We start from the raw sequence: 18,703 nt of genomic DNA on the forward strand, positions 1-18,703 counted from the left end.
GGCGCCGCATGGCGGCATTGCCACCAATTCTGGCGAGATTCCCCCTACCTGTCATGCCCCGATTTACCCGACCATTGCCCACGCGGCACCCAGAACAATCACAAGAATGGAGAGAGACAGATGAAGCATCGCATTGCGCGAGGCGCGACCACGCTCGCCACGCTGGCGTTGGCAGCCACCGCGCTGACCGGCTGCGCCACCGGCGGCGGATATGGCAGCGGATACGGCAGCGGATACGGCAGCGGATACGGCAGCGGATACGGCAGCGAGCAGGGCCTGAGCGCGGAGATCCGGCGCACGTCGTACGGCATTCCGCACATCCGTGCCAACGACTACGCCGGCGTGGCGTTCGGCATGGCCTACGCCTACGCGCAGGACAACGTCTGCCTGATGGCCGACCAGCTCGTCACGGTCAGCGGCGAACGCGCCGCCGTGTTCGGGCCGGACCAGACCACCGAGGTCTCGTTCAAGCGCCTGCGCAACGGCGACGCCGACGCCTTCTTCCGCGCGATTCTGGACGATGAGGCCCTGCAGGCCGGCATGGCCAAGCAGTCGCCTGAGGCGCGCGAACTGCTGCGCGGCTACATCGCCGGCTACAACCGCTATCTGCGCGACACCCCGCCAGCGCAGCGCCCCGCCGCGTGCCGCAATGCCGCGTGGGTGCGGCCCGTCACCGCGCTGGACATGGCGCGCCTGGCCGAGGAAAAGAGCATCCAGGCCAGCGCCGGCGCGCTCGCGGCCGGCATTCTGGCCGCCGCGCCGCCCGCCGCCGGCAAGGCTGCGGCGGCCTTGTCCGATAAGCTCGACGTGGCGGCGATCGATGTCGAGGCCGTCAACCGCGACCTCCAGCTGCTCGATCCGCCCATCGGCAGCAACGGCTGGGCCTTCGGCAAGGCCGCCACGGCCAACGGGCGCGGCCTGCTGCTCGGCAATCCGCACTTTCCGTGGACCACCACCAACCGCTTTTTCGAAGCCCACCTGACCGTCCCGGGCAAGCTGGACGTGATGGGCGCGTCGATTGCGTCCTTCCCCATCATCAGCATCGGCTTCAACAAGGACGTGGCGTGGACCCACACGGTGTCCACCGCGCGCCGTTTCACGCTGTTCGAACTGAAGCTGGCCGAAGGCGACCCGACCACCTACCTGATCGACGGCAAGCCGCACAAGATGACCACGAAGACGGTGCGCTACGACGTGCGCCAGCCTGACGGCACGCTGGCGGCGCGCACGCACACCTTCTATATGACCGAGTACGGCCCGGTGGTGGCGATGCCGGCCGCCGGCCTGCCGTGGACTGCCCAGCGCGCCTACACGCTGCGCGACGCCAACCGCAACAACATGCGCGCCATCGACACATGGCTGGACATTGCCCGCGCCGGCAATGTGGGCGACGTCCGCCAGGCCATCGGCAATCTCGGCATCCCCTGGGTCAATACGATCGCCACGGACCGCCATGGCCGCGCGCTGTTCGCCGATGTGTCGGTCACGCCGAACGTCTCGGCGACGATGCTCGGCCAGTGCGCGCCGGCCGGCGATGGCGCCGCGCTGGCGAAAAAGCTGCTTGTGGGTACCGGCATGGTGTTGCTGGATGGCTCGCGCGCCGCGTGCAACTGGACCGTGGACGCTGCCTCGCCGGTGCCGGGCCTCGTGCCGCCATCGGCCATGCCCGTGCTGGAGCGCGACGACTTCGTGGCCAACAGCAACGACAGCTCCTGGCTGACCAACCCGGCGCAGAAGCTGGAGGGCTTCTCGCCAGTGCTCGGGCCGCAGGGCGTGCCGCAGCGGCTGCGCACGCGGGTGGGCCTGATGGAGATCGGCAAGCGGCTTTCGGGCGTGGATGGCCTGCCCGGCAACCGCTTCGACGTGCCGAGCCTGCAGGCCGTGCTGTTCCGGGACCGCAACCTGGCGGCCGAAATCGTGCTGGACGACCTGCTGCGCGCCTGCGCCGGCAAGGCGGCCCAGGCCGATGCCGATCTGCGCGATGGCTGCGCGGCGCTGGGCAAGTGGGACCGCCGCAGCAATGTGGAGAGCCGGGCGGCGCCGCTGTTCCGCGAGTTCTGGATGCGCGCGCACACCATCCCCAACGTCTATGCCGTGGCGTTCAATGCGGCGGACCCGGTCAACACGCCGCGCGGCCTGCGCATGCAGGACGGCACGGTGGGGCCGGCGGTGTTCAAGGCGCTCAAGGATGCGGTCGGGGCCATGCACACGGCTGGATTTGCGCTTGATGCGCCACTTGGCGAGGTTCAGGCCGCGATTTCGCCGGCAGGCCGCATCGCGCTCCACGGCGGGGAGGAGTACGAGGGCGTGCTGAACAAGCTGACCAGCCAGCCGGTGTCGGCGCAGGGCCTGCACGTCTACTTCGGCACCAGCTACGTCCAGACCGTGGGGTTCGATGACCACGGCCCGGTAGCGCAGGCGCTGCTGGTCTATGGCCAGTCGGTCGACCCGAACTCGCCCCACGCCTGGGACCAGATGCGGGAGTTCTCGGCCAAACGCTGGATTTCCCTGCCGTTCACGGAACAGGCGATTGCGGCGGACCCGCAGTTCACCGTGGTGAAGCTGAGCCAATAAAGTCGGCACTGCATCACCCGTATCTGCCAACACCCCGCCCGGTTCACGCCGGGCGGCTTTTTTTGCGGCGGTGCCGCATCCGACCTTGCGTTTTGTATCGATCGCTCTATAATCCGTTCCATACCGACCGATACAAAACGGAATCCGTCATGGCAAGACCCCGGCAATTCGACGCGGCAGCCGCGCTGGCCGCCGCCCAGAACACCTTTCTGGACAAGGGCTACCAGGCCACGTCCACGCGTGAGCTGACGCAGGCCATGGGCCTGACCCAGCCCAGCCTCTACAACGCGTTTGGCGACAAGCGCTCGCTGTTCCTGCTGGCGCTGGATGACTACCTGAACAAGTCGCTCCGTGCCCGCATTGCGCGGGCGGAGGCAAACCATCCGCCGGCGCAGGCCATTGCCGCGTTCTTCGGCGAAAGTGTGGAGCGCGCGCTGGCTGACCCCCAGCATCGCGGATGCATGCTGATCAATGCTTCGCTGGATGCCTCGTCCGACGACCCGGCGCTGCGCGAGGTGGTGGCCGAGGAACTGGACGATCTACGGGCGTTCTTCGAACGTTCCGTGCGCGCCGCACAGGCCGCCGGCACGCTGGATGCCGGCTTTGTCCCCGAGGACGTGGCCGCCAACCTGCTGGCCGTGCAGGTGGGCTTGCGCGTGCTGTCGCGCGTGATGCCCGAGCGCGCACTGCTGGAGGCGATGGTGCGGCAGGCGTTGTCCATGCTGAACCTGCCATCCATGCCCCCGCCATCGTGTTGATGCTGATCCGCTGAGGGCCCCCGGCCCGCCTCGCAATCCCCCCCTGATTTATCCGCCAACGGGCTGCCGGCGCAGCGCGGGGGCGGCGTTCGTCCCCAAGGAGTTCCGTCATGTCCCAAGATGCCGCCACGGCACCACCACCCACTGCGATCCGGTCCCCGGGCAATGCCGCTGGCACGGGCCGCGCGCTCGATGCCCGGGCCCTTTATGCCGCGCTGGCCGGTCTCTGCGCGAGCCTGGTCGCCATCGGCCTCGCACGCTTTGCCTATACGCCGCTGATTCCCCCGCTGATCGACGCGCACTGGTTTACGGCCGCCGATACGGTCACGCTCAGCGCCGCCAACTTCGCGGGCTACTTCGCCGGCGCGCTGTTTGGCCGGCCGATCGCGGCGCGGCTGTCCAACCGCCATGCGCTGCGCTGGCTGATGGTGGCCGCCACGGCGGCGTTCTTCGCCTGCGCGTTCCCGGTCTCGACGAGCTGGTACTTCGTCTGGCGCTTCCTGTCCGGGCTGTCCGGCGGCGCCATCATGGTGCTCGTGGCGACGGCCATCCTGCCCCATATCGCCCCGGCGCGGCGCGGTTTCGTCAGCGGCATGATCTTTCTCGGCCTGGGGCTGGGCATCGCGGCATCCGGCACGCTGGTGCCGGCACTGCTGACGCTGGGGCTGCGCGAGACGTGGCTCGGCCTTGGCGCGCTGGCGCTGGTGCTGACGGCGTTGAGCTGGTTCGGCTGGCCCGCCACCGATGCGCCGGCTGGCACGCCGACCCCGCCCGCCGGGCATCCCGAAATTGGTGCAGCGCTGCGCGCCGAGCGGCCCACGCTGCGGCTGCTGAGCCTGCAATACGCGGCCAACGCGCTGGGGCTCGTGCCGGCGATGGTGCTGCTGGTGGATTACGTGGCGCGCGGGCTGGGGCAGGGCCCCAACGTGGGCGCCGGCTACTGGGTGCTCTATGGTGTGGCCGCCATCGCCGGGCCGCTGGTCTCCGGCTTTTTGGGTGACCGCATGGGCTTCCGCAACGCCTACCGGCTGGCGCTGCTGCTCCAGGCCCTGGCCGTGGGGGCGCTGGCGCTGTGGGACGGCCCCGTGGTCATCGTGGCGGCCACCATCGTGCTCGGCGCGTTTACGCCCGGCGTGGTGCCGCTGATGCTGGGCCGCGTGCACGACACGCTGCCGCACGACCCCAGCGCCCAACGCGCGGCATGGAGCCGCGTGACCAGCGCCTTCGCGCTGTTCCAGGTGCTGGCCGGCTATGGCTACTCGTACCTGTTTGCGCACACCCACGAGAACTACGCGCTGATCTTCGCCTGCGGCGCGGTGGCCTTCATGATTGCGCTGGGGGCGGATCTGGTGCTGCGGGGACGGGTGCGATAAGGGTCGGCGGCGTTGTGCGGGCGTTGCGAGCAAGGTTTTCCGCTCGCCACTACAATCGCCAACATCGTGACACCCGCCTACGCCTGAAGGCCTCCGAAGGAACCTGTTCATGTCCCAACTTTTCACGCCCTACAAGATCGGTAATCTCGAACTTGCCAACCGCATCGCCATTGCGCCGATGTGCCAGTACTCGGCCGACGAGGGCTCGGCTACCGACTGGCACATGATTCACCTGGGCCACATGGCGCTCTCGGGTGCCGGGCTGCTGATCGTCGAGGCCACGGCGGTGTCGCCCGAGGGCCGCATCTCGCCGGACGACCTCGGCCTGTACAGCGATGCCAACGAGGCCGCGCTGGGCCGCGTGCTGGACGCGGTGCGCAAGTATTCCCCCATTGCGGTGAGCGTGCAGCTTGCGCACGCGGGCCGCAAGGCGTCGAGCCAGGCGCCCTGGGAGGGCGGTGCGCAGATCCGCCCGGACCAGCCGCGCGGCTGGCAGACCGTGGCGCCGTCGGCAGTGCCGCATGGCGCGGACGAAGTGCCGCCCCTGGCGCTGGACAAGGCCGGCATGCGCAAGATTCGTGACGATTTCGTCGCCGCAGCCAAGCGTGCCGCGCGGCTCGGCATCGACGGCATCGAGGTGCACGGCGCGCACGGCTACCTGCTGCACCAGTTCCTGTCGCCGCTGGCCAATCATCGCACCGACGAATACGGCGGCAGCCTGGAGAACCGCATGCGCTTTCCGCTGGAAGTGTTCGATGCCGTGCGCGAGGCGTTTCCCGCCGAGCGGCCCGTGTGGATGCGCGTCTCCGCCACGGACTGGGTGCCGAACGGCTGGGACATCGACGGCACGCTGGCGCTGTCCCACGCGCTCAAGGCGCGCGGGTGCGCGGCGGTGCATGTGAGCACGGGCGGCGTGTCCCCGCAGCAGGCCATCAAGCTCGGGCCGGGCTACCAGGTGCCTTACGCGCAGCGCGTGAAGGCCGAGGTGGGCCTGCCGACGCTGGCCGTGGGCCTGATCACGGAGCCCGAGCAGGCCGAGTCCATCGTCGCCAACAACGAGGCCGATGTCATCTCGATTGCGCGCGCCATGCTCTACGATCCGCGCTGGCCGTGGCACGCCGCCGCCAAGCTCGGCGCCAGCGTGGACGCCCCGAAGCAGTACTGGCGCTCCCAGCCGCGCGGGCTTGAAAAGCTGTTCCGCGACGCGCATTTCGGCCAGCGCTGAGTCCCTGACTTCCCCTTGTCCGGTCTTTCCCGGCGCGCCTGATCCATCTGATGCATCCGGCGCGCATTGCCAATCCATTCTCCGATTCCCGCTTGCCGCCTAACCTGCGCTGACGCTGGCGCACGGGGCGCCGCGCTGACGAACGTGCGGAGGCAGGGATCATGGCAGTGCTTTACGACATCAAGGTGGAGAGCGGGGCGTCGCAGTGGTATGGCGTGATCTCGGTCACGAATATCCGCTACGCCGATGGCAGCGCGGTCCGGGTCAACGACTTCCTCGGCATGGGGTTCCATTCCCCGGCATCGGTGCAACCCACCGACTTCAATCCGCAGTTCTGGATGTGGACGCCGACCACGGCGGAGACCACGAATGACCAGATCGACAGCCAGACCTGGGACGTCACCGCCAAGCTCATTTTCGAGCTGGGCCACACCTTTGCCGCCCAGGACAAGATCAATATCGGCATCAATGGCGACCTGACCGGCCCCGGCGCGGCCGACTACCTGTCGTCTTTCGCGCTGGCCGCGGATACCCTGCCGGATACCAACGGCATCGTCAGCGTGCAGGCCAACTCGGCGCCCGATGAGCGCCTGTATTCGTCCGCCCAGACCCTGTACTTCACGCAGGGCACCCAAGTCCATGTGGAGACAGTGGCGCCGGGCACGACCACGCCGCTGGCGCTGCCGGCCGGCACGTATTCGATTACCGCCAGCCCGCTGTCGAACCACGCCGGCACGGTCGTGTCCACGGCCCACGTGCAGCCGTCGACCGTCACGGTCACGCCCGGCAGCAATGCGGTCATCATGGTGGTCTATGACCCGGCGAAGTACACCGCCGCGCTCGATGTGTCGATTGGCGATATTCCCGTGCTGGCCGACGAACTGCTCGACGTCACGGTGATTGCCCGCAACTCCATCGACACGCTCGCCGCATTCTCGAGTCCGCCGGGGCATCTCACGCAGCTGCGCGGGCTGCCGCTGGTTGGCGTGGTCGACATCAGCGTGGCGAGCATCGCGGTGAACAATGTTCGCCACACGTTCCCGTCCCAGCACCGTTCGCTCGATACCAAGCTCGAGTTCGTCGCGTTCACGGCCGCCGACATGCAGTCCACGGTGGTCAACACCACCGGCTTCGTCACGCTGCCGGTCGTCATCACCTCGGACGTGACCGTCAATGCGCCGCTGGACGTGCGCCTGGTGGCGCCGAACATGAGCTATCACCAGACCTTTCACCTCGTGGCGGGCACGCATAGCTACAACCTCGCCGTGCCCGTGCAGCCGCAGGCGTACACCGTGGAGGTGTCGGACTTCATCTACGACGGTGTGGTGTACAACACGCAGACGGCTGACTACCTCGTCGTGCTGTCCACGGGCAAGGCGCAGCTGCATATCGACGTCTCGCAGGGCGCCAACCTCAAGGTGCGCGGCTTCCCCGATTTCCTGAGCTTCGGCGGCTGCGCCGACCTGACGCCCGGCAATGCGGTGGACTTCGTCGCGGCGCGCGCGTCGTCGGTGTTCAAGTACGCGGGCTTCGACGGGGCCGGCGATCCCGGCCAGTACCTGACCGACGATGCGCAGACCACGCGCACCATCCTGCTGGCGCGCGATGTGGAGCAGCAGATTGGCGGCGGCCACCAGGTGCTGCCGGTGATGGTGTCCTATACCTGCAACCTGTCCCTCGGGGACACGCCCACGCAACTCGCCAACACGCAGGGCCTGGCCCACAGCTTCGGCAACCTCATCCTGTCGCTGAATTTGGCGAAGGAACACACGGATGTCGACCATCCGGTGCCGTGCGGCTTCGTCGTCAACCCGGACTTCCTCGGCGCCTGCCAGCAGGGCGGATTCGCGCCGGACTACGCCATGCCCGTGCGCGAGCCGCTGCGGCAGGCCCTGGCCCACTGGAAGGTCGTCGCCACGATTCCGCAGAACATCGAAGAGAACATCCGGGGCTACGTGGCGGCCGTGAACTGGCTGATCCGCACCGTGGCGCCGGCGGTCACCTTCGGCTGGCAGGTCAACCTGTGGGGGGTGGGGGCCTCCGAATGGATCTACTCGTCCGACGACTCCCCAAAGCGCAACGCGCGCGTTACCGCCGCCTATGTGCGGGCGCTGAAGGTCCACGAGGGCGCGTACGCACCGGACTTCCTCGCCGTGGACCGCTACGAGGCCGACGATTTCACGATCCGCGCCTATGCCAATGGCTATTGCTACTGGGTGCACGAGTGGAAGCGCTTCTTCGACTTCTGCGCCGAGCTGAGCCGCGATCTCAAGGTGCCGATCATGCCGTGGCAGGTGCCGGCCAGCCATGCGCCGCTGGTGACGGACCCGGTCAACGACGACTTCGACACGCAGAACTGGGGCACGGGCGGCACCTACATCCTCGGCGATCCGGCCATCGGCACCGATTACCACAACATCAACCCGAAGATCATCGCCCTGCAGTTCCCGGACGCCTTCCACTGGGCGATGGGCACGAGCGCCAAGGACATGTTCGAGCGTTCGGTGCCGTTCGACGTCAGCGCCCCGGCCTATGGCGACTTCCCGTATCGCGGCATCTTCACGCTGCTGCTGGGCGGCGGCGCCACCACGGGCATCATCTCGACGGTGGGCGATGACACGTCCTTCGTGCGCGACAAGCTGAACGCGTACATGGACCACCCGATCCCGTTCGGCAACGACCCGGCGTCGCTGGGCTCGCCCCGTCCGCAGCGCCGGGTGCGGCGGCGACGCGGATTGGTGCGGTGCGGCAGATAAGGCACGCGCCATAGGCGATGAGCCAGGCGCGGCACGAGCAGGGATTTCCATGATTGTCACGACCCGGTGAAGTGACGACCATGGGCCTCAATAGATTGCGTTGGGCAGTACCGCGGGCGCCCCGATTCGAGCCAGCCCGCCATCACAGAAGTAGTCGAAGAACGAACTCTGGGAGACATCCATGCAAGTCTATGACGGCCTTGTTTTTGCCTGCGCCATGATGCTGATCTGCGCCTACACGTATCTGGGCGTGCAGTCGCAGAGCCTGGCGCTCAAGTACGGCTCTCCGGCCATCGTCGGCGTGCTGACGATCGCTTACGCGCTGCTGCCGATGCGGATGGTCGGCTGACCCTCCGCATCGCCTCTTCCTCCGGTTCTGGCTGACGCTAGCGTAGCGACAGCCAGATCGCCTTTGGCTCCGTGAAGTTCTCGATGGCGGCGTCGCCGTGCTCGCGCCCCAGGCCCGAGTCGCCCGACCCGCCCCACGGCAGCCGCACGTCCGTATAGCCATAGGTGTTGATCCACACGGTGCCCGCGCGCAGTTCGCCGGCCACCTTGTGCACGCGCGCGATGTCCGCGCTCCACACCCCGGCGGCCAGACTGAACGCGGTGCCGTTGGCGATGCGCACCGCATCCGCCTCATCGTCGAACGGGATCACGCTGGCCACCGGGCCGAAGATTTCCTCCTGCGAGATCCGCATCTCGTGCTCGACGTTGGCGAACACGGTGGGCGCTACGTAGAAGCCGCGTTCGCCGATGCGTGCGCCGCCGGTAACCGCGCTCGCGCCTTCTTTCTTGCCGATCTCCACGTAGTCCAGCACGGTCTTCATCTGCGCGGCCGAAACCACCGGGCCCATGGTCGTGCCGGGTTCGGCCGGATCGCCCACGCGGATCGCGCGGGCGCGCTCGGCCATCCGTTCGACGACTTCGTCGTAGACCTGCCGCTGCGCCAGGATGCGCGAGCCCGCCGAGCAGACCTGCCCCGCGTTGAAGAAGATGCCGGAAGCCGCCGCGCGCGTGGCGGCGTCCAGGTCGGCATCGGCAAAAATCACATTGGCGGACTTGCCGCCCAGCTCCAGCGTCACGCGCTTGAAGTTGGCCGCCGCGCCCTGCATGATGCCGCGCCCCACGCCGGGCGAGCCCGTGAAGGTCACCTTGTCGACGCCCGGATGCGCCACCAGCGCGTTGCCCACCACGCTGCCCTTGCCCGTGACGATATTGAACACGCCCGGTGGCACGCCGGCCTCGAGCGCCAGTTCGGCCACGCGCAGCGCGGAAAGCGGGGTGATCTCGGCCGGCTTGACCACCAGCGTGCAGCCGCACGCCAGCGCCGGGGCAATCTTCCACATGCCGATCATCAGCGGGAAATTCCACGGCACGATGGCCGCCACCACGCCCACCGGCTCGCGCACGGTGTAGGTCAGCGCGTCGTTGCGGGCGGGAATCACCTGGCCGTTGATCTTGTCGCACCAGCCGGCGTAGTAGCGCACGGTGTCGATGGCGGCCGGCACGTCCTGGCGCCGCACACCGGCCAGCGGCTTGCCGGCGTCCTGGCTTTCCAGTTGCACCAGTTCCTCGGCATGGGCCTCCAGCAGGTCGGCGAAGCGGTAGAGAATGCGCCCGCGCTCGGCGGCACGCATGCCGTTCCAGACCTTCAGTGCGGCGCGTGCGGCCTGCACGGCGCGGTCCACATCGGCGGCATTGCCCTGCGCCACGCGGGCGATGGGTGCCTCGGTGGCGGGATTGATGTCAGTGGAGTATTCGCCACTTCCGGGCGGCACACGCTGGCCGTCGATCAGCAGATCATGGGTCGGCAGGTCGCCGGATGGGGACAAAGGCATGCAAGGCTCCTCGCTGCTGGGTCATTGTTGGGGATGACGTGCGCGTTGGCCGGACGAGCTGCGGTGCCGGGCCCGCTTCTGCCTTGCAGTGTGGTGGGGGTGCTGATCTAAGTCCAATTAATAGGACTGATTCATTCATGCTTTTAATGCATGAATAGGGGTGGCGCTTATTGTTCCGTCCGCGACCATTCACCCGGGTCGATTTCCACACCAGCGGGTGTCGCGCAGCAGCGCGCTGATGGCCGCGTGGAGCTCGCCTGGCACCACGGGTTTGTGGAGCAGGGCCGTGCCCCCGGCATGGGCATGCCGCAGGCGGTCGGCGGCGGTGTCGCCGGTGATGATGATGGCCGGTAGCGCGCGGCCCACGCGCTCGCGGATGGCCGCCATGGCTTCCTGCCCGGTGCGATGGCCGCGCAGGCGGTAATCGGCCAGGATCAGGTCCGGGGTGAAGGCGTCCAGCGTGGCCAGCGCCTCCTCCTCGCTCTCGGCGGTGCGGCAGTGGCAGTGCCAGACCGCCAGCAGCCCGGCCATGGCCTCACGGATGGCCGGATCGTCGTCGATCACCAGCACGCGCAGCCCATTCAACCGCATCGCGGCACGCGGATGGGCCACCTCCTCGGGCGCTGTCCAGGCCAGCGGTAGCCGCAGCCGGAACACCGACCCGCGCCCGGGCGCGGAGGCCAGCGTCACGCGCGTCTGCATCGTGCGCGCCAGCCCTTCGACGATGGCCAGCCCCAACCCCAGCCCCTTGCGCTGGTCGCGCTCAGGATTCCCGAGCTGGTGGAACTCGCGGAAGATGTCCCGGTGCTGCGCGGCCGGAATGCCGATGCCGGTGTCCCAGACCTCCACCGACACATGGAAGCGGCGTGTGCGGCAGGCCACCAGCACGCCGCCCGTGCGCGTGTAGCGGATGGCGTTGGCGATCAGGTTGCGCAGGATCAGCTCCACCAGCGTGGGGTCGCCGAACAGCGTGGCGGTGGTGTCGCGCGTGCGGTAGACCAGCCCGCGCGCATTGGCCTGCGGCGCGAACTCGTTCTCAAGCTTGTACAGCAGCGGTTGCAGGCGGAACGGGCGCGGCCGGGGCGTGATCACGCCCGCTTCCAGCTTGGAGAAATCGAGCAGCGTGTTCAGCATCTCCCGGGCCGCGCCGGAGGAGGCCTCGATATGGGCCAGCAGCTGGCGCTGGTGCTCATCGAGCTGCGTGCGGCCCAGCGAGACCAGGAACAGCCCCAGCGCGTGCAGCGGCTGGCGCAGGTCGTGGCTGGCCGAGGCCAGGAACACCGACTTCGCCCGGTTGGCTTCCTCGGCCTCGCGCTGGGCGTGGCCGGCGCGCGCGGTCTGGTCGCGCAACTGCGAAATCAGTTCGACGTTCTCGAAGCGCAGCGTAATGGCATGGCGCGCCACGCGCGCGTAGTTGCGCGCGAAGATCATCAGCACCACCAGATAGAGCGGCGTGCCGAGGAACATCGGCAGGTAGGCGATATCGCCCGTGGCCAGGAAGACCATCCAGACCGGCACGATCGACGGGATGAAGAAGCCCACCGCCACCGGCAGGCAGGCGGAGAACACCGCCAGCGCCGCCGCGCTCATCCCGGCAATCAGCGACAGCACGCAGATCACCACGGCCGGGGAGCGGATATCGAGGTAGAGCCAGGCCACCAGCCCCCACAGGCTGCCGATCAGCACCAGCATTGCGGTCATGACGCGCGCGTAGCGGCCCGAGCCGGACTCGGTGAGCCGGTTCGGCACCGCCAGCCGGCCAAAATAGGCCGCCGCGCAGGCCACGGTCATGGCCGTGGCCCAGGGCAGGGCGCCGGGGTGCCCGCCGGTGATGGTCAGCCCGCTGGCCAGGATCAGCGCGGCCAGCGCGCAGCCCAGCATGGCGATGCCGAAACTCTGGTCGATCAGCTCCATCTGCGCCGTCAGCAGGCGCGGCTCGTCGTAGCGCGGGAGCAGGCCGAAGGAAGTCGATGTCATGCGAATGCCGGCGGGCAGTCAGCGTTGCGCCTGCACCAGCCCGCGGCGCTGGGCTTCGAGGATGGCTTCCACGCGGCTGACCACGCCCAGGTGGTCGAGAATGGCCGCCACATGCACGCGCACGGTGTTCTCGGACAGCCCGAGGTGATAGGCGATGACCTTGTTCGAGCGCCCCAGGTTGAGTTGCCCAAGCACCTCCAGCTGGCGCGGCGTGAGCTGGCTCGGCGCATAGGACGCGGCCTGCGGGGCGCCATTCAGCCCGTTCAGGCCATCGAGGCAGCCGCCGTTGCCTTCCGTGGCGAAGTGCGTGCCGCCGGCGAGGCAGCAGGCAATCGCGTCCTCGATCTCGCGCGCATCGGCAGACTTGGGCAGGAATCCGGCAATGTCCTTGCGCGCCTCGGCCGGAATGGCGTCCAGCCCGGAGGTGCCCGAGACGATCAGGAACCTGGCCACGGGAAAGTGACGCTTAAGTACCTTCACGCCCTCGATCCCGTTCAGCCCCGGCATCTGGATGTCCAGCAGGACGATGTCCACCGGCTTCTCACCGTGCTGCGCCACGGCCTCCATCACGGAACCGGCCTCGATGATCGTATCCACGCTCGGGCTGTCAGCGAGCAACAGCTTGAGCCCGGTGCGGAACAGGGTGTGGTCATCGATCAGCAGCAGGCGGGCACGGGGCATGGAGGGCAGGGGGCGGGGGAGGAAACGATTGGACTCGATTCCGGCCAGCTTGTCCATGCGGGGCGTTGCGCAGACGCCCGGCTAGTCCGGAAAGATTATTGGCACTCGCATGCTGGGGTGCGAGGATCGCCACGTGGACGAATTCCGCGACTTGTCCATACCACTTTGGATACCCACTCCCTCCCGGCAGTGGGTATTTTTTTGGGCTTTTGCTTGTCGACGGTGTGCGGGGCTGGGCTTAAGCCGGCAGCAGTCCCGCCGCGCGATAGCTTTCAAGCAACGCGTCGTAGAGCGTGATATCCGACCGGCTGCGCGCCATGAGTTGGGCGCCGGCAATCGCGGCGAAGATGGCGCGGGCCCGGCGCTCGGTCTCATCGGCATCCACAAGGGAAGCGGCAGACAGGGCTTTGCCGAGCCAGGCCACATTGACGTCGGCGAAACGCTGAACCTCGTCCTTCACCGGCTGGGGCAGGTCGTCGTACTCGGCGCCCATGAAGCTGCAAAGACAAATGCGGTTCTCGTTTTCCAGCGACTTGCGGAATGTATTGGGATATTGCCGCAGCCACGCCAGCGGGTCGTTCAGTTCCTTCCACATGGCCTCCAGCAGCGCCGCCGAGTCCTCCCAATAGCGCTTGGCCACCGCCGCGGCGAGATCCGCCTTGCTTGGGAAGTGGTGATAGATGCTGGCGGCCTTGATGCCGACGTCTTCAGCCAGGTCGCGGATGCTGAGCCCGCCATAGCCATGTGCCTGCGCGATTCTCGTGGCCGCAGCCAGGATCTTGTCAGCCGAGTTTGTGCCTGCGGGGTTCTTCACTGGTTTGCCTGGACGAGAATTTGATGTTGACGGAGCCGATTATAACTCCTAGAGTTCAGCCTAACAAACGTTAGGTAGGTGGCTGGGGCCACCTTGTTCATCTGTTCACATAGAGACACACGTCATGGACTCTGAAATCTTCTATCAAGACGCCGTCAAGCTTGCCCAACTGATCCGCCAGCGGGAATTTTCTCCTGTCGAAGTGGTTCAAGCACACCTTGACCGTATCGAGGCCGTCAATCCAAGGATCAATGCGGTGGTGACCATCGCGGACGGGGCAATGGAGGCCGCCCGGGCCGCCGAGGCCGCCGTCATGGCGGGCAAGGAATTGGGCCCGCTCCACGGCGTGCCGTTCACGGCGAAAGACTCGCTCGACACGGCGGGTGTTCCGACGCAGCGTGGCTCGCCCATCTTCGCGGGCCGCACCCCAGACGTCGATGCGACCAGCGTTGCGCGCCTGAAAGCGGCCGGTGGCATTCTGCTGGCGAAGACGAATCTTCCCGAGTTTTCCTACTGGATCGAAAGCGACAACCTGTTATCCGGTCGGTCGAACAATCCTTGGAATCTTGAGCGCACGCCAGGGGGCTCGAGCGGCGGCGAGTCGGCTGCCATCGCCGCGGGCATGTCTCCGCTAGGCCTGGGCACCGATCTGGCGATCTCCGTGCGCGGGCCGGCGGCACAAACGGGCATCACGTCGCTGAAGGCCACCCACGGGCGCATTCCGATGACGGGTATCTGGCCACGAGCGCCGCGTCGATTCTGGCACGTAGGGCCGATGGCGCGCAGTGTTCGCGACATCGCGCTTGCTTACTCGCTCTTGACGGGGCCCGATGGTGCGGATGCCTTCGCTTCGAGCACCGTGTCGTTTGATGCGGGCGTGGGCCGCTCGCCCGCCCGACCCGTTCGAGTGGGCTGGCTTGTGGAGCCCGGTTTCGGGCCAATCGATCCCGAGGTGGCCGCAACGGTGCAAGCTGCCGCAGAGGCGCTTGCGGGCGTCGGATGCATCGTGGAGCCGGTGCGCATTCCCGCGCTGGAGCGGGACTTTGCCCTCGACGTCTTCAATCGCCTCCACGTCATGGAGATGAAGCCCGCATTCCTGGAGGCTACCGCTGGCCGGCGCGACGATGAACTCTACGTGATGGCCCGGACGATGCTCGCCACACCCGACACGTCCATGAAGGACTACATCGAGGCCGAGCAGGCTGCGGAGCGGCTGCGCGACGGTTTCGCTGACTATTTCCAGCGGTTCGATGCGTTGCTCACGCCCGTGTTGCCGATTCCGGCGCACAAGCATGGCGTCTCGACATTCCTCATCAATGGCCAAACCGTCGACGCCACCTATCTGCAGGGAGCAACCGTGCCCCTGAACCTGACCGGCCTTCCGGGATTGTCAATTCGGTTCGGATCAAGCCACGACGGCATGCCGATCAACGTTCAATTGGTATCCAGTTGGCAGGCCGAGTCGACGATTCTTCATCTCGCCGGCCTGCTGGAAAGTGCGAGCCAATTCCACGGTCTTCGCCCAGCCCTCTGAACGAACGAGACGCCGCTCGGATGCCGACGTCCCACGTGGCGCACTGAGCGTGTTGCAGGCTCAGCCTGTGGCATCCTCGAGCGCCGCCTGGTATTGGCCCAGGCAGGCCATGCCGTTCAGGCGGGAGCGTTGCAACAGGGCCCGTTGTGCGAGTGCCGCGTTGCCTGCCTCGCCTCTCCACGCCAGCAGCGCCGGTTCCTGCAAGGCGCGCCCGTACGAAAACGACAGCCGCCAGGGCAGCGGGGCGAGTCGGTTCATCGCATCGAGATTGGCGGTGGCTTCGGAGGGTGTCTGGCCGCCGGACAGGAAGAAAACGCCCGGCACCGCCGCCGGCACCGTGCGCCTGAGCACCTGCACGGTATGCATGGCGACTTCGGCCGCTGCAGTACGCCCGCACGCCTTGCCGGGCAGCACCATGCTCGGTTTCAGCAGCATGTGCTCGAGCACCACCGCGTGCCGGTGCAAGGCGTGGAAGACTTCGTGCAGCACGGCCTCGGACACCTCGGCGCAACGCGCCATGGTGTGCGCGCCGTCCATCAGCACCTCGGGCTCGACGATCGGCACCACGCCCGCTTCCTGGCAGATCGCGGCATAGCGCGCCAGCACGTCCGCATTCGCTGCGATGGCGAGCCGGCCGGGCAGTGTGTCCGAGACGTTGTACACCGCGCGCCACTTAGCGAAGCGCGCGCCCTGCTGGCGATAGCCTGCGAGCCGCTTCGCCAGCCCATCGAGGCCCTCGGTGATCTCGTCCCCGGGTGCGTGGGCGAGCGCCAGCTTGCCCTTGTCCACCTTGATGCCGGGCACGATGCCCTGGCGCGCCGCCATCTCCGGTAACGGTGTGCCATCGTCGGCGCGCTGCCCCAGCGTTTCCTCGTACAGGATCACGCCACTGATGAACTCGCCGAGCCCCGGCGTGGACAAGAGCAGGCTGCGCCACGCGCGGCGCGTCTCCTCGCTCGATGGGACACCGATGTGCTCGAACCGCTTGGCGATCGTTGGCCCGCTTTCGTCGGCAGCCAGAAGGCCTTTGCCGGCCTGAACCAGCGCATCCATGGTGCGTTGCAATTCGCTTTTTGTATCCATGATGTGCTCCGGGACGCGTGGCATGAGCCCCCACGGCATGGGGTTGTGCTCTTCAGGCGCCTATAAATGTAGGAGACGGCCACGTGTTTGTGAACGATTCACGGAATCCATCTGGCCGGTGGTTGCCGTCAACGGTCAGTCGCCAGAAGCGCCATGTCCTTCCTCACACTGGTCTTCAATGGACGAGCCCGGTTCGCCATGAGGCGTGTTCACATTCTTTTGGCGACTTTGGGGTTGGCTGCCTGCGTGTCTACTGGCGTCGATGTGAAGCAGGAACAGTTGTCGCACTTCATGATCGGCTTCTCCACGCTCGACGACATTACCGGGCAGCTCGGAAATCCGACCTGGCGGGCATCCCTAAGCAGCGGCTCGACGGTCCTGATCTATTCGTTTGCCAGCTCCAGGCCACATCCCGAGAGCTTTCTGCCGTTCATTGGCCCTCTGTTCTCAGGCGGCGAGATTCGGTCGGTGATGGTCCTTTTCGAATTCGACCAAAACGGCGTCCTCCGGAGTCACGGGAGGACGACATCCAGTAGTGTTTCAGGATGGAGCGTGCTGCCGCCCGGGACCCTGCCGTAGGGAAATACCGGGCAGGGGCACAAGAGTGCGTCGCCAGAATGCGTACTGCGGCGCACACCTCCTGCCAGCCAAGATTCAAAGGTCGGCACGGCAGTTTTTGTGCGGGGGCTGGTCGATTGATTCGGCAGCGGGGCGGTTGAAAAGCGCGGCCCCACGGCGAAACCAGTCCGTAGTAACGGGCCGCTACCGACCCTAAACAGCCTGTCGTTCCGCAAAACGGAACGTCCGCTCACCGCACCGATGCAGTCGCACTGAGCCAGCTTTCGCCGGCGATTCGTGCAGGCGATCGATGAACTCGTTGAAACGGATTATGATTCATCTTCGGCAACCAGATCTCGACTATCCCATAGCGCATGGCAAACAAAAATCAATATCAAGCATTTTTACGTGCAAAAATCGCCGGTGCGGTTGCTGAGGCTCGGGCCGCAAGCTCACTGAAGCACCAAGGTGTCAAGGGCACGGTGCTTGAAATTTTAGTCGCGAGACTATTTCGCCCTCTGTTGCCTAGCGATATTGGAATAGGCGGTGGTCAGATAATCGATCAAATGGGCGGAAATATGTCCACTCAGATCGATATTATTCTGTATGACAGATCGATCTTGCCGCCCGCACTCTACGACGATAGTACCGGCATTTTTCCCATTGAAGCTGTCTTGTATGCTATCGAAGTCAAGACCACCTTAACGGCAAAGGACCTGACGATCGCGCACGACAGTGCTACTGCTCTTCAATCGTTCGGGTATTTGCCCGGCTTGGAGAATTACGATGGCACTTATCAGCATCACACAATTCAGCGAGCCCGAAGTGTCGTCTTTGCCCTTGGATCAGATCTGTCCGGCAAAGCTCTAAGGGAATGCCATCGCTACGAAAAAATATATAGTCGAAAGAAGGAGTCGCCGGCATTGGCGGCGCTGTGCGTCGTAGGTCGAGAGTATTGTTGGGATCAAGGTGAGCACTGGATAATTTATCCCGGCACGGAAGACTATGATGAGATCTTGTCCTTCATAGGTGGTGTGACAAATACCTACAGGGATGTAGCACGGAGTCGACATTACCCGAAGCTCGGAAATTATCTTATCCCTTCCTCATCGTCGCTCAGTTTAGGACCAAGAACAGGCCCGCCAAATAGAGTTGTCGTGACCTGCGAAACGTGCGGGAGGACGGCAAGATTTCGCCCAAAGGTTCCGTCGAAGAATCTTACGGTCAAGGGCACCCTATCGACAGACGCGGCTTGCTCACGGTGTGGCGGCAAGATGATATCTGCGTCAGGTGAATATAAGTTCGTTGACGGAGAGTTGATCAACGGCGACCCATTTGTTCTAGTCGACCGGGATAGTAATTGTGAACCTGACCTTCGAATCTTGCGCGGTACTGATGCCCCCCACTCCGGGGCCGACAAATCCTGAGTTCTGATCATAATACAAGAGTCAGCGTCGCTCCTGGCCGATTGCTGCTCTGGCGGGTCACCATCGCGCCCGGAGGTGACCCGAGGGGCAACGTCTGAGCTC

General features: G+C 66.1%; 14 protein-coding genes. 9 read left to right on the forward strand and 5 right to left on the reverse strand.

All coding sequences use genetic code 11. The features are described 5' to 3' along the window. Positions 1 to 120 precede the first annotated feature (120 nt). From SB751_RS24635 to SB751_RS24660, 6 genes are all read left to right on the forward strand, one after another. Entirely contained in the window at positions 121 to 2,574 is a 2,454-nt protein-coding gene (locus SB751_RS24635; RefSeq protein ID WP_410748649.1) for an acylase, read from the forward strand. Between the two features lie 149 nt (positions 2,575 to 2,723). Beyond that, positions 2,724 to 3,332, forward strand: coding sequence for a TetR/AcrR family transcriptional regulator (locus SB751_RS24640; protein WP_144203565.1), 609 nt, complete (start codon positions 2,724 to 2,726; stop codon positions 3,330 to 3,332). 110 nt (positions 3,333 to 3,442) lie between these two features. Beyond that, positions 3,443 to 4,705: a YbfB/YjiJ family MFS transporter gene (locus tag SB751_RS24645; RefSeq protein WP_144203567.1), complete on the forward strand. Its 1,263-nt coding sequence runs from the start codon at positions 3,443 to 3,445 to the stop codon at positions 4,703 to 4,705. Positions 4,706 to 4,814: 109 nt separating this feature from the next. Beyond that, entirely contained in the window at positions 4,815 to 5,930 is a 1,116-nt protein-coding gene (locus SB751_RS24650) for an NADH:flavin oxidoreductase/NADH oxidase (protein WP_211942844.1), read from the forward strand. A 161-nt stretch (positions 5,931 to 6,091) separates the two neighbouring features. Next, complete coding sequence (locus SB751_RS24655; protein WP_186296999.1) at positions 6,092 to 8,686, forward strand: hypothetical protein; 2,595 nt, start codon at positions 6,092 to 6,094, stop codon at positions 8,684 to 8,686. A gap of 181 nt (positions 8,687 to 8,867) precedes the next feature. Beyond that, on the forward strand, positions 8,868 to 9,035 hold the full coding sequence (locus SB751_RS24660) for a hypothetical protein (RefSeq protein WP_177219923.1): 168 nt from the start codon (positions 8,868 to 8,870) through the stop codon (positions 9,033 to 9,035). A gap of 37 nt (positions 9,036 to 9,072) precedes the next feature. On the opposite strand, the gene SB751_RS24665 is transcribed toward SB751_RS24660, so the two are convergent. The 4 genes from SB751_RS24665 to SB751_RS24680 form a co-directional block, all read right to left on the reverse strand. Further along, on the reverse strand, positions 9,073 to 10,527 hold the full coding sequence (locus SB751_RS24665) for an aldehyde dehydrogenase family protein (RefSeq protein ID WP_144203571.1): 1,455 nt from the start codon (positions 10,525 to 10,527) through the stop codon (positions 9,073 to 9,075). A 189-nt stretch (positions 10,528 to 10,716) separates the two neighbouring features. Beyond that, on the reverse strand, positions 10,717 to 12,504 hold the full coding sequence (locus SB751_RS24670; protein WP_410748650.1) for a hybrid sensor histidine kinase/response regulator: 1,788 nt from the start codon (positions 12,502 to 12,504) through the stop codon (positions 10,717 to 10,719). Between the two features lie 18 nt (positions 12,505 to 12,522). Continuing rightward, positions 12,523 to 13,185, reverse strand: coding sequence for a response regulator (locus SB751_RS24675; RefSeq protein WP_144203575.1), 663 nt, complete (start codon positions 13,183 to 13,185; stop codon positions 12,523 to 12,525). 238 nt (positions 13,186 to 13,423) lie between these two features. Next, positions 13,424 to 13,999, reverse strand: a complete 576-nt coding sequence (locus SB751_RS24680; RefSeq protein ID WP_211942842.1) for a TetR/AcrR family transcriptional regulator — start codon at positions 13,997 to 13,999, stop codon at positions 13,424 to 13,426. A 124-nt stretch (positions 14,000 to 14,123) separates the two neighbouring features. Between SB751_RS24680 and SB751_RS24685 the strand changes: the two genes are divergently transcribed. After that, complete coding sequence (locus tag SB751_RS24685; protein WP_211942841.1) at positions 14,124 to 15,533, forward strand: amidase; 1,410 nt, start codon at positions 14,124 to 14,126, stop codon at positions 15,531 to 15,533. 60 nt (positions 15,534 to 15,593) lie between these two features. On the opposite strand, the gene SB751_RS24690 is transcribed toward SB751_RS24685, so the two are convergent. Beyond that, the gene (locus tag SB751_RS24690) at positions 15,594 to 16,616 is read right to left on the reverse strand and encodes a class I fructose-bisphosphate aldolase (protein ID WP_144203582.1); all 1,023 of its coding nucleotides are present in this window, start codon (positions 16,614 to 16,616) and stop codon (positions 15,594 to 15,596) included. A 198-nt stretch (positions 16,617 to 16,814) separates the two neighbouring features. Between SB751_RS24690 and SB751_RS24695 the strand changes: the two genes are divergently transcribed. Both SB751_RS24695 and SB751_RS24700 read left to right on the forward strand, forming a co-directional pair. Further along, positions 16,815 to 17,195: a hypothetical protein gene (locus tag SB751_RS24695; RefSeq protein ID WP_144203584.1), complete on the forward strand. Its 381-nt coding sequence runs from the start codon at positions 16,815 to 16,817 to the stop codon at positions 17,193 to 17,195. A 353-nt stretch (positions 17,196 to 17,548) separates the two neighbouring features. After that, on the forward strand, positions 17,549 to 18,601 hold the full coding sequence (locus SB751_RS24700; RefSeq protein WP_410748651.1) for a DUF6602 domain-containing protein: 1,053 nt from the start codon (positions 17,549 to 17,551) through the stop codon (positions 18,599 to 18,601). The last annotated feature ends 102 nt before the right edge of the window (positions 18,602 to 18,703 follow it).

Origin of the sequence: Cupriavidus sp. SIMBA_020, from assembly GCF_046535395.1 — a bacterium.
GTDB classification, from domain to species: domain Bacteria; phylum Pseudomonadota; class Gammaproteobacteria; order Burkholderiales; family Burkholderiaceae; genus Cupriavidus; species Cupriavidus campinensis.